9 protein-coding genes are annotated in these 12,483 nt (G+C 50.3%); 5 read left to right on the plus strand and 4 right to left on the minus strand.

Annotated elements, in window-relative coordinates; all coding sequences use genetic code 11:
* The first annotated feature begins 177 nt into the window (after nt 1-177).
* Complete coding sequence (gene mprF, locus ACTJI9_RS03535) at nt 178-2,772, plus strand: bifunctional lysylphosphatidylglycerol flippase/synthetase MprF (protein ID WP_370878869.1); 2,595 nt, start codon at nt 178-180, stop codon at nt 2,770-2,772.
* Nucleotides 2,769-4,151 carry a virulence factor family protein gene (locus tag ACTJI9_RS03540; protein ID WP_440806016.1) on the plus strand — a complete coding sequence of 461 codons (1,383 nt, stop codon included), beginning with the start codon at nt 2,769-2,771 and terminating at the stop codon, nt 4,149-4,151. Before mprF ends, ACTJI9_RS03540 begins: the two co-directional genes overlap by 4 nt.
* Here ACTJI9_RS03540 and ACTJI9_RS03545 read toward each other — a convergent pair.
* The 3 genes from ACTJI9_RS03545 to ACTJI9_RS03555 all read right to left on the minus strand — a co-directional run bounded on the left by ACTJI9_RS03545 (nt 4,144) and on the right by ACTJI9_RS03555 (nt 9,313).
* Nucleotides 4,144-5,121 carry a bile acid:sodium symporter family protein gene (locus ACTJI9_RS03545; protein ID WP_336439921.1) on the minus strand — a complete coding sequence of 326 codons (978 nt, stop codon included), beginning with the start codon at nt 5,119-5,121 and terminating at the stop codon, nt 4,144-4,146. The two genes, ACTJI9_RS03540 and ACTJI9_RS03545, sit on opposite strands and share 8 nt — an antisense overlap.
* 134 nt (nt 5,122-5,255) lie before the next feature.
* Entirely contained in the window at nt 5,256-7,859 is a 2,604-nt protein-coding gene (gene treY / locus ACTJI9_RS03550; RefSeq protein ID WP_440806019.1) for a malto-oligosyltrehalose synthase, read from the minus strand.
* A gap of 29 nt (nt 7,860-7,888) precedes the next feature.
* Nucleotides 7,889-9,313, minus strand: a complete 1,425-nt coding sequence (locus ACTJI9_RS03555) for an alpha,alpha-trehalose-phosphate synthase (UDP-forming) (RefSeq protein WP_307285589.1) — start codon at nt 9,311-9,313, stop codon at nt 7,889-7,891.
* 149 nt (nt 9,314-9,462) lie between these two features.
* Here ACTJI9_RS03555 and otsB point away from each other — a divergent pair, with 149 nt between their 5' ends.
* Entirely contained in the window at nt 9,463-10,266 is an 804-nt protein-coding gene (otsB, locus tag ACTJI9_RS03560; RefSeq protein WP_336439924.1) for a trehalose-phosphatase, read from the plus strand.
* Here the strand turns inward: otsB and ACTJI9_RS03565 are convergent.
* Complete coding sequence (locus ACTJI9_RS03565) at nt 10,253-11,584, minus strand: PQQ-dependent sugar dehydrogenase (protein ID WP_440806023.1); 1,332 nt, start codon at nt 11,582-11,584, stop codon at nt 10,253-10,255. The two genes, otsB and ACTJI9_RS03565, sit on opposite strands and share 14 nt — an antisense overlap.
* A 137-nt stretch (nt 11,585-11,721) precedes the next feature.
* On the opposite strand from ACTJI9_RS03565, the gene ACTJI9_RS03570 reads away from it, so the two are divergent.
* Together ACTJI9_RS03570 and ACTJI9_RS03575 are read left to right on the plus strand one after the other, a co-directional pair.
* Nucleotides 11,722-12,036, plus strand: coding sequence for a hypothetical protein (locus ACTJI9_RS03570; RefSeq protein WP_115052799.1), 315 nt, complete (start codon nt 11,722-11,724; stop codon nt 12,034-12,036).
* Between the two features lie 205 nt (nt 12,037-12,241).
* Nucleotides 12,242-12,451 (plus strand): cold-shock protein, encoded by a 210-nt coding sequence (locus ACTJI9_RS03575; RefSeq protein WP_115052800.1) that lies wholly within the window; start codon nt 12,242-12,244, stop codon nt 12,449-12,451.
* The last annotated feature ends 32 nt before the right edge of the window (nt 12,452-12,483 follow it).

Raw genomic sequence — 12,483 nt, forward strand, 5'->3', positions numbered from 1 at the left:
TAGAAGATGTTGAGCGCCATCCGTTTCAGCGGATCGTTTTTTTTAATTTTGGCGCAATCCCGCCATTATTGGATTGCTAGTGACGCTACCCCAATTTCATGGTGAACTTGGCAGTATTTAGAAACCGTTTTTAAGCCGGTACCTGCAATGACGCCAATTGTTGATAGCGAAAAGCAAATCCGCAAAATAGAAGCACGAACGGAATCCAGTAACCCCTGGAGCGTTAAAGCCCGGTCTGCTCTGTTTGCATTTCTCGGTATCGCCGTCGCCGGGATAAGCTTGCTCGTCCTTAGTCATTTATCGAGCGATATCTATCTTCATGACGTTCGCCAATCGCTACGCGAAATACCGAGAAATCTGGTTTTTCTGGCTTTTGCCTTCACTATTTTGAGCTTCGCAGCCGTTGCCATTTATGATGTCGTTGCTGTTGAGACAATTGCTCCGGGACGAATACCTTACCGAATTTCCGCGATGGCTGGAGGTGCTGGTTACGCTATCTCCAATGCACTTGGTTTCTCTCTGCTCACAGGTGGCGCATTACGCTACAGAATCTATGCTGCCGAGGGGATAGATACAGCCGATATCGGCCGGATCATTGGTACATCCTGGATGGCCATATGGTTTGCATTCATCATTCTTATTGCTGTTGCACTTGTTATTGATCCTTCGCGAATTCCATGGGTTGTTTCGTTCGGACCCATTGTGGACCAAATTATCGGGGCTGGGGTACTCGCTTGCGTAGCGTTGCTACTGTATTGGCTTTCTAGACGTGAGCGGACTCTGCGGTTGGGCAAAATGTCAGTCAAGCTCCCTTCGACGCAGGGAGCGCTGCTGCAGATCATTTCCGGTTTGGTTGACGTCGCTGCTGCTGCGGCAACGCTTTACGTCCTGCTTCCTGCCGGATCGGTTAGCAGTATTCCTGCCTTTGCTCTCGTCTATGTCGTCGCCGTAGCACTCGGCATTGTAAGCCATGCGCCGGGTGGAATTGGTGCTTTTGAGGCCACCATCATCGCTGGTCTCGGGCTTGGGCAAAATCCCGATGCAATTGCTGCACTGGTGGCTTACCGCGCCATCTACACCCTCTTTCCCTTTTTGATTGCCGTTGTCGGCTTTGCCTTGTCTGAAATCCTGCGGAAACGGCACGTGCTCACTGCATCAACCCAGACTGCCGTGAGGATGTTTGAGCCGCTCATCCCTCCGTTGTCGGCAGGAATAGCCTTTCTAGGCGGGATTGTGCTTCTAATTTCGACGGTGATTCCCGGCACGCATTATCGGCTAGAAGCGCTGTCGGGTATTGTTCCGATGCCCTTTCTCGAAATGTCGCACTTGGGTGCGAGCTTTGTTGGGCTAGCTCTTCTGATCGTGGCAAGAGGATTGGCGCGTCGCCTTTGGCGCGCTTGGCTTGTTGCGCTCGGACTGTTCAGCGCGGGTGCTGTATTCGCTTTGATCAAAGGTCTTGCATGGGAAGAGGCGCTGCTGCTCACATTGATGGCGGGTATTCTGCTGCTCTTTCGTGAATCCTTCTATCGTAAGCCACTTGGCGAGAGTTTTGCCTTGTCGTGGGGATGGCTGGCCAGCGTTGGAACGACAGCCTTTGCTATCATCTGGTTGGGGTTCTTTGCCTATCGCCATGTTGAATATGCCAATGAGCTTTGGTGGGAATTTGCATGGGATGCTCAGGCATCGCGGTTTCTGCGCGCTCTGGTTCTGGTTTTAACTTGTCTTGCTGCCATAACAATCAACACGATCATAAATGGGGTAGGGCGTATCAAGCTACGTGCCCAGCCGATACCAGATGAAGTGCCCGCATTGGTTGCTCAATCGGCCCGTGCATCAGATGCACTGGCTTTACTAGGTGACAAGCGATTTTTGATGGATGATGCCGGGCATGGTTTTGTCATGTATGCCCGTTCAGGCGGAAGCCTGGTTTCCATGGGTGAACCCGTTGGTACCGATGATAAAACTGTCTCTGATCTTGCTTGGGCTTTTCGCGGGCTGGCTGATCGGACGGGAACCAGAACGGTATTCTACGGCGTCGGACCAGAGCGCTTGCCACTATTTCTTGATATGGGATTAACTGCGTTAAAGCTCGGTGAGGTTGCACGGGTTGATCTCACCGAATTTTCGCTTGAGGGATCGAAGCGCCAACCGCTGCGTTATGCGGCGCGGCGTTTGGAGAAAGAGGGAGTGACTTTTGAAATACTCCCACGAGAGCGAACTAGTGAAGTCATGCAGGAGTTGCGTGCGATTTCGGATGCCTGGCTGGCCATGAAGTCCGGATCGGAGAAAAGATTCTCGCTGGGTTCGTTTGAAAATGCCTATCTTGCCCATTTTGACATCGCAATCTTGCGAAAAGAAGGAGCAATTGTTGCTTTCGCAAACCTTTGGCGCGGTGCAGGGCAAGGGGAAGTCGCTGTGGATCTCATGCGACATTTACCCGATGCTTCAAGTGTCGTTATGGATGGGTTGTTTGCGAACCTGCTGGTTGCCGCCAAAAATGAGGGATACCGTTGGTTTAACCTCGGGGCCGCGCCGCTTTCGGGACTTTCCGATAGCCATCTCGCATCACGTTGGAATCGCATTGGTTCATTCATTTACCGGCGCGGAGCTGAGTTTTACCGATTTGATGGACTTCGCGCTTTCAAGGATAAATTCGGTCCAAAATGGACTCCATACTACCTAATCTGCCCCCCGGGGCTTGCAACACCCCGCTCGCTTATTGATGCGACCAATCTTGTGAGCGGAAGCCCCTTCGAGGTTTTCAAACGATGAAGTTCTTACGCAACCGCTACACATTGATCGTCGCGGCTCTTCTGGCTGTCAGTATTGTTTTGGTTGCCGGGTTGCACTTTGCACCACAGCTGGGTTTCCGCTCATCGGGCAGACCTGTGCTGGTTTCAGCGGAACGTCTTACTGACGTGCCGCTTCTACAACCTTCGGGCAAACCAAAGGCACTGGCGATTCTTGTTTCGCAGAGGGGTGGTCTTGCCGCTGGTGATACGAAGTTGGCGCAGCTACTTCTCGATCGAGGTTTTCTTGTTCTTACGGTTGATCTGGAAAAATGGCGCAAGGTGCTCAACGAGGATACGGGCGATTGCACCTATTTCGTGTCGGACTTTGAGGGAATTGCCAAGGAGGCGCAGAGAATGATCGCTGTTGATGTTTACATGCATCCCGTGATTGTTGGGATAGGTGAGGGTGGTGTATTGGCCTATGCGTCGGTTGCAGATACGCCTGCGGCAACAATTGCCGGCGCAGTAATTGTTGATCCATCGCCTGCCCTCAATACGAAGCTGCCGTCTTGTGAAGGCGCAGATTATGAAGCAGTTGCAGGGCAGGGCTTCAGTTATTCTTACGATGCAGACCTACCAAATCCGGCGACAATAATACGCGAGAAATCTGACACTGAGCCGAAAGGGCCGCCTAGCGCCGGATTCTTTTTAGCGCAGGAAAAAATAGGCTCGTCGATAGCAGAACGGCTGGAGTTGGCGGCGGACGCTGCCGTGGATATAGCGAAAGAAGATGCTTCCGCGGAAGCACTACCAGTGATCGATATTCCTTCAGCCAATGGCCCGGCAAAATATGTGGCTCTATTCTTTTCCGGTGACGGCGGATGGCGAGATATCGACAAATCGGTTGGCGATATAATTTCAAAAGAGTCCACCCATGTGGTTGGCATCGATTCACTGCGTTACTATTGGTCGCTTCGCAAGCCGGAAGGCATTGCGAAAGACATACAAAGAATGGTTGCCAAGGCCGATCCTAGCGGGAAATTACCTGTATTATTGCTGGGATATTCCTTCGGAGCCAATACGGTGCCTTTTGCGTGGCCCTATCTTCCCAAAGAGCTTCAAGACCGTATCAGCCTTGTCGGGTTAATCGGTACGGAAAAGACGACTCCTTTTCAGGTCTCTGTTGGCGCTTGGCTGGGATTGGGCGGCGACAATGAGGTTGCGCCAGCAATCACTAAAGTACCGACTGCCAAGGTGCTTTGCGTCTATGGATCAGAGGAAGACGACACGGCATGTACCGATCCGTCGCTAAGTGCCGTGGAAAAAATCGAGCTTCCGGGCGATCATCACTATGATGAGAAATACGAACTTCTTGCCGCAAAGCTGATGGAGGCAGTGGCAGCTCGTCAACTCAAATAGCGTTAGACGCTTTGAACAGTTTGTTGGCGTAGCGTTGGGCGATGACAGCGCAGGCCATCAATTGAATCTGGTGGAATAGCATCAATGGCAGCATGATGCTGCCTATGCTCTGCCCTGCAAAAACTATCGTTGCGATGGGAACGCCGCTCGCCAAACTTTTCTTGGAGCCGCAAAAGGTAATCGCGATTTCATCTTCTCGCGAGAAACCGGCCCACCGGCTGCCAAACATCGTGGCGGTGAGCACAATCGCCAGCAAAATGATATCGATGGCGATGAGCATGACGAGATCACTGATCGAGATCGTCCGCCACAGGCCTTCAGTAACAGATTCACTGAAAGCAAGATAAACGACCATCAGGATTGATCCTCGATCAATCGGCATCAAAATTGTTTTCTTGCTGCGAAGGAAGTTACCAATCCACGGCTGAAGTATCTGCCCCAGAATGAATGGTGCCAGCAGTTGAAGAAGTATCGACCGGAGTGCTTCCAGCGAAAAGTCTGCATGACCTTGGGCTGATAATAGTATGCCCGCGAGAACCGGTGTTAAAAACATGCCGAAGATATTTGATGCTGTTGCCGCGCAAATTGCTGCGGGTACATTGCCGCCGGCAATTGAAGTAAACGCAATCGACGACTGAACTGTAGATGGCAAGACGCAAAGGAAGAGGACACCTGCGTAGAAGGTCGGCGAAAGAACAGCCGGTACCAAGGCGCCAATTCCCAACCCAAGCAGAGGAAATAGCACAAAGGTTGACGCAAGAATGGTCAAATGCAGCTTCCAATGAAGAAAACCGGCAATGACCACATCGCGAGAAAGACGCGCGCCGTGGAGAAAAAATAAAAGACCAATCGCAATCTTGGTGGCGTATCCGAAATATTCTGCGGTCGTTCCGCTGACCGGAGCAAAAGAAGCAATGATCACTGTGAGGACAAGCAGCACGGTGAAGGTATCAGGTAGAAAACGTGACATGATTTTTCCAAGACGAGACAGCCTAATACGCTGCATGAACCGCACCGCCCAGTGCCAATAACGTCGCAGCAAAACAAGCACCGTTTGCCACTTGTCGGCCCGATCTATTGTAGGGAATAAATAGGCGTGTTGGCCTAATCGGCGATAAGCGTTGCCGTAGAAAAGTCACGCATCGCATCAGCAGCGAGCAGCGCGTCGCCTGGCAAAATCGTCTCACCTGTCAGGACGTTCTGAAACACTGCCGATGATATCGTTTCCGGCACATGGATGATGGTGTCTCCCCAAGCGGGAATGGGCATGAACGGCTCCTGAAATTTCGAGACCGCCTCAAATGGCAAGCGGGGAACCGCGACAATACATGAACTGGATTCGTTGCGGCGCAAGAAGGCCAAAAGGTGGTCTGAATAGATACCGCTAATTTGTAGAGGAATGTAATCACCCCGCAAAAACAATTCCGGATATTGCTGTCTTAGTCGAAGGTGAATTGTGATAATACGTTGCTTCAAAGCGCCCGAATGCCAATCCGCCAATAAATTGGTGAACGGAGATTGCTCGGCATAGTTTAGTTGCGCACTCAGTTTTTCAAAGCCAGCATCGTCAGGCGCACCTGTCTGAGAAAGCGAAAAATCCCAGGTTTCAGAACCAGTTTGTATGACCGGCATGCCAGGTGTTGTCATTTTAAGGACGGTTTGTGAAAGGCTGTTGACTGCTCCCGCAACCCAATACGGCCTCATTCTATCTGCGAACTCCATCAGAAATGTACGATCGAGGAAGACGCTGCCAATATAGTCGGCGACTGCCATTTCATAGGGGCGGTTGACCTCCGTCCAAAAGGCGTCCTTTCTCATTTCCCGGATAGCTCTAATTACAAAGCCTGTTAATTCATCTTGAACAGCCAAGAGCGACTTTTGATCATCGAGATGGAGTTGGGGAGGCCAAATTGCAGCCATGGTCTGATAAATCAGCCATTCTGTTTCTGGATGTGGAACCAGGGCGCCCTCAATCATCTTGACGTTTTGAGCGAAGCGTATTCGCCAGTCCGACACGCATTGTATCCAGTTCGCCGGAGATTCTGTGAGCGCCAAAAGACGCATGCGGGCATCTTCACCAAATTTAGTAGCGTAGGAAAAGCTGGTGGCATTCATGCCCAAAGGCATCATTGCAGCCTTTTGAGCCATGTGTGTGTGAAACGCCTCAACCGGCCGTTTCGCATCGGCAGAGAAGACCGTAATTTCATCAACCGAAATCGGGCCACGGTCATAACGATAGGATTCTTCGACCGCTTGAGCCATAACTGCAGCCGATAGCTGTTGGTAGCGAGTATCAAATTCGTCATATATTTTTGGCGGCAGGGTCGATCTTGTTATCCCTGCGGTTTGCAAAATCATTGTGTGGTGATCCTGTCGATCACTCGGGTAAGTTCGAAACACTGGTAGTTCTGTAATAGTTTCGGAAATTGCGCGCCTTATTTCAAGTTCATCAATGGCCGCGGGCGAGAACTGCAAAAGAAAACGCGCCAACGCGTTCAATTCCGGCGCGAGTTTCTTGTGAAGAATGGCGTGCTTCGCATCCCGGTAATGGTTCTCCCGAGACCGTTCAACTCCCGCTACTGTCGCATGGGCTTGTTCTAGAGTTGGAAGCTGTGCGTGATTCACCAGGACATTTGATGCGACGGCAATAAACTCATAGCCGGCCGTTCCATCCACATCCCACTCTTCTGACTGCACCTCTCCATTCAGAAAAATTTTGTCGGTGACAATGTAAGCATTGCTGCCGGTGGCGTGACGCAATTGTTTCAAATATCCAGCAGGATCTGCAAGACCATCTATTTGATTCACTCGAAATCCGCTTACTGCACTTAGTTTGATTAGTTCCAATGCTGTTTTATGAAAGTCATTGAAAACATCGGGGTCCTCCACATTTGCCCCCACAGAATAAAGGGAGTCGTATGAGTGTCGGTAAGTTAAGTGTTTGCGGGCGTCAGCGATGGTCATTAAAATCCAATGCTGCTCTGTCAGAACTTTCTTTAAGGATGAGATGTCAACGGTTAGCCTGTTGAGGTGATCAGCCAGAGCAAGACGATTGGAAACGCTGCTCCGTCCGTATATTACCCGCAAGTTTTCATGAAACTGGTCGGGATGGGATGGCTGAGCTTTGGCTGCTGCTTCACGAAATTGGTTGGCCAGTTCGCTATCGAGTCCTTGCAAGACTGTCGCATAAGATGGCGGTGACAAGGGATATAGATTTTGCGCGTGTGATATTCCCAGCACATTCGCCGCAGTATCAAATACCAAGCTGATCGCACTATTATCGAGTTCTTCAACAAGCGGGCGCTCCAGCACCGGCAGGCTTAGTCGACTGCTCCAGTCGACGTCAAAATACTTGGCGTATTTGGCATCTTTACCCCACTCAAGCAGCGATCTCCACCACGGGTTTTCGTAAGAAGCAGGAATTTGATTAGGATTGATATCGATCAAAAGACTGATACCGGCGTTTTCCAATGCGCGGATAAGTCTTGCAAAGCCCTGTTCGCCGCCCGATTTGCGATCCAGCGTAGTTGGGTCAAAAGATCGACGCCCGTTTCCAGCATCGCTTGTATCGAAAACAGATGAAACGCTGACGCAGTCTATCCCCAGTCGTTTCAGATAGGGCACTCTCGACGCCAAATGATTGAAAGTAACACCATTCTTCAAAAGCAAACGATAGGCTGATGTCGGTACGTCATTCCGTTTTGGCATTCTGATTCACTACTCCTGATCACGCTCAGTTAAGTTGTCAGGTGGATGGGCGAGTGTTTTGTGAACTGATGTATGAGCTGAGGTCGTTCAGTTTTGCCGAGAAGCGCATCAAGGTATTCGCGCTGCCACCATTGAGCATCATGCTCTGTGACGCGTTTTAAAAGCTTGCGGTGCCGCAATTGCCGTTCGGCGAGTGGCATAGTCGCTGCTTTTTGAATAGCCTGTGCCACATCATTGATATCGTAGGGATTTACGATCAGAGCTTCGCTCAACTCCTCGGCGGCTCCAGCAAACTTGGACAGTATGAGGATCCCGGGATCTGCATCGTCCTGCGCAGCAACATATTCTTTCGCGACAAGGTTCATTCCATCGCGCAGTGGCGTAATCAAGCCTATCAAACTTGATTTGAACAGTGGGGCAAGTTTAGAGCGCGCAATGCTGCGGTTGATATATTGGATCGGCGCCCAGTTGAAATCGGCAAACTTGCCGTTGACTGCGCCAGCGAGTTGTTCAAGCTCTGATTTGATGTCGCCGTAAGCTGTTACGTCTTCACGTGAAGGAGACGCAATCTGTAGGTATTCAGCATGCCCTTGGTACTCAGGATAAAGGTCAAGAAACTTTCGAAATGCTTTTATGCGATGTGGCAAGCCCTTGGAGTAATCGAGACGGTCAGCAGATATGATCTGGAACCGTTTTAACATTTTCCGGCGGATGCGTTCTAGTTCCACCGTGTCATCCGGTTTGCTGGATGTCTGGGCAAATTGCTTCACATCGATCCCGATTGGAAAATGCCCGATATGAATTGTACGACCGTCAACCCGCACTAATTCCGGCGAAATTATATCTGCGTCGGAATGTTCTTTAAGATAACGATGAAAATTCTGAACGTCGTTTACCGTTTGAAACCCTATGAGATCATACTGGAGTAGACATGATCGCAGCCATTCATGTCTTGGAACGGCCGAAAATACGTCAATGGAAGGAAAGGGAATGTGCAGGAAAAAGCCGATCTTATTGCCACAACCTTTCTGGCGCAGTTTCGCTGCCATAGGGATCATGTGATAATCATGAACCCAGATCACATCATCCTGCTTAAGCTGGGGGGCAAGCGTGGCCGCAAAACGCTCATTGACTGAAGCGTAGCAATCAGCAAACTCGGTGCGATAGTCCATTAAATCCAGCCGATAGTGAAAGGCTGGCCAAAGCACCTTGTTTGAAAATCCGAGATAATATTTCTCGTGCTCTTCTGGGGTAAGGGATGTCGTCAGCGTTGTTACGTTGTCGTACTTTTCCTGTTTTGGGGCTGAAATATCTTCCGAAATACGTCCATCCCAACCCATCCACAGGCCGTCTTGGCTTTTCAAAGCATCGACGATTCCGACTGTTAATCCCCCTGCCTGTGATTTTTTAGTGAGGTTCGCCGTTCGGTTTGAAACAACAACCAACCGTCCCATAGATTAAGTCCCTTGCATTCGAGTTGAATAAACCCAATCCGCTCGGGCGCAGATGGTTCCCATTTTTTTCGAATTAGTAATGAACCATTTGTGTCGCGTGGAGTTTAAACAGCACCACCCTAGCTCCACCAACACGGCGAAATTTATAGATGAAATCTGATTCAACGGGAGTACTTCCAAAAGATCTCCATAACTGGGCCTTGTTTCTGGATGTTGACGGAACACTGATCGATCTTGCCTCCACGCCCACGGGCGTGAAGATACCGCAAGAATTGCCGGGACAATTATTATCGCTTTTCACGCAGCTGGATGGAGCCATGGCTCTGGTAACAGGGCGCTCAATTGAATCTGTCGACGCCATGTTTGCCCCTTTTCAGTTTCCTGTTGCAGGGATGCACGGCTCGGAAGTTCGGGATGGGTCAGGAAATCTCGGTAGAAAGCTGATTAATCGCTTGGCGCTTGATCAAGCACGCCAGGAGCTGGAAAAGCTGACGGCGCGTTGGCCGCAAACCATTATTGAAGACAAGGGCTTGGCTATCGCCATGCACTATCGTTTGGTTCCCGAGGCTGAAAGGGCGGTGCAGGCCACGATGTCCACGGTTCATTCCAGACTTGGCGAGGGATGGAAACTCCAGAACGGGAAAATGGTTGTGGAACTGCTGCCGTCGGGTACTGATAAAGGATCTGCAGTAGCAGATTTTATGACAATGGCTCCCTTTAAGGGTAGAAAGCCGCTGGCTATTGGTGATGATCTTACGGATGAGGCCATGTTCCGTTTTGTTAACGGATCAAACGGTCTTTCCGTCAGAGTTGGTCAGCCACTTTTTCAAAGTGATGCGCAATATAAGGTCAACTCCCCCAACGAGGTGAGGGGATGGATTGCAGCTCTGACGGGAGCCCCAAAACAAACGGAAAAATCGCCTGAGTTGTTTCCACTTTCTACTCAGGACTGACGCGCCAGATCGTATTTCCCACATCATCAGCGACGAGGAGCGCACCGTTCCTGGCTATCGCTACGCCAACTGGTCGACCTAATGCTTCGTCGTTGACGCTTATGAATCCCGTAAGAATATCCTTTGGCGGGCCATTGGGTTTGCCATTGGCAAACGGCACATAAATCACTTTGTAGCCGCTTCTGGGTTTGCGGTTCCACGATCCATGTTGGCCGATAAATGCACCATTTTGATATTCCGCCCCTAAGAGCGATCCCGTATTGAACGTCAATCCGAGCGAAGCAGTATGCGGGCCGAGCGCATAATCCGGTTTGATAGCCTTCGCGACCAATTCCGGGTTTTGCAGCTTTACTCTCACGTCAACATTTTGACCGTAATAGCTGTAGGGCCAGCCATAAAATCCACCGTCTTTGACAGATGTCATGTAGTCCGGGACAAGATCGCTACCGATTTCGTCACGTTCATTGACTGCGACCCAAAGCTGGCCGCTGTCAGGATTCCATGAAATGCCGTTGGGATTGCGCAGTCCAGATGCGAAGACACGCTGTTGGCCGGTTGCTCGATCAATTTCGAGAACGCCCGCCCGGTTCTTCTCTGCATCCATGCCGTTTTCACCAATATTGCTGTTGGATCCGACTGTTACATATAGTTTTTTGCCATCGACACTCGCAATCAGATCTTTAGTCCAATGGCGATTGATTGGGCCCGCGGGCAAATCAATGATCTTTTCCGGTGGGGCTGTAGATTCGGTATCGCCATCCAGATAGGGCACTGCGACGATACTGTCGGTGTTCGCAATATAGAGTTTCCCATCTGCAAGTGTCATGCCGAAGGGAGAACGCAGACCTTGCAGAAATGTCTTGCGTACCTCCGCAACACCGTCATTGTCGGCGTCGCGTAACAGCGTGATCCTGTTTGCGCTTTTAACCATTGCACCAGCTTGACCCATCACCATGCCTTCCAGCCAGTTTCGAATATTGAAACCTTGATTTTCCTTCGTGGGCGCATTGCTTTCGGCAACGAGAACATCGCCATTAGGCAGCACATGAATCATGCGTGGATGATCAAGGTCTTTGGCAAAAGCATTGACTTTCAAACCTGGCGCGGCTTTTGGCGTGACGCCTTCCGGCCATTTGCTGGCTTTCGCAACGTTTACAGTTGGTATGGGCTTGGGATTGGGTGCAGGAAGTGTGGGGTTGGGACCATAGCCTTGTTCAATCGCGATGGTTGCTGATTCTTGTGAATAGACATAGACGGCTGCAGCGCCAAGTCCGGCAAGCACAACGAAGACCAACACGATTTTAGCAAGGGTTTTCATCAATTTATCCTCTCATCGGCGTTAAATCATAATGCCTGTAAAGGGTGAGTGTTCCAATAACTCCGTCCAGCTGAAACAGCATCAGCTACGGAACCTCATTGTTATGTCGACGTTAAGTTTCGGACAGGAGAAAACAAATGACTGAAACCACATTGCTTACAGACCACCAAGCCATTCGCGATTGGGCCGGTACCCGTTCAGGAGTGCCTGCCATACGTGACCCAGCTGCCCTTATCGGCATTACCGAACCGGTTTTGATGATAAAATTCGGACAAGAGGCGTACGCGGACAATGACGATAGCGGCGCCGACCGTCCGGACGAATTGGGACGCCCCCGCCTTGTGGAATGGGATGAATGGTTTGATCTGTTTGACAAAAACCAATTAGCCCTTGTGGTATCGACAGAGATTGAAGGGCAACCGGACGAATTTCATGAGTTTGTTCGCAAATAAGCCGGTCAGAATTTTACACGTAAAAACAAATCCTGCCGTGGGTTGATCCCTGCGGGTTGGGCCTGTAAATAGAAGCATTGGATTTTGGATCGTCTGACTTTGTTTTACGCTTTCTAGCGCTTCGACAAGCTCCTTCTTCAAAACTCGATTATTAGGAGGCACCTTTAGTTGGGTGCCAGTTGTTGTTGCTAGACGGAGGTCCATCATGGCCACAGGCACAGTTAAATGGTTCGATTCAACAAAAGGTTTTGGTTTCATTCAGCCGGATGACGGCGGCACCGACGCTTTTGTTCACATCTCTGCAGTTGAACGCGCCGGCATGCGTAATATCGTTGAAGGTCAAAAGATCAGCTACGAGCTAGTTCGCGACAAGAAGTCTGGCAAGATGTCAGCTGATCAGCTCGCAGCTGTATAATAATAATGGCCACGGTGTTCGCTGCCAGCGAC

The organism is Phyllobacterium sp. 22552 (genome assembly GCF_052044585.1).
In the GTDB taxonomy this organism is placed as follows: domain Bacteria; phylum Pseudomonadota; class Alphaproteobacteria; order Rhizobiales; family Rhizobiaceae; genus Phyllobacterium; species Phyllobacterium ifriqiyense.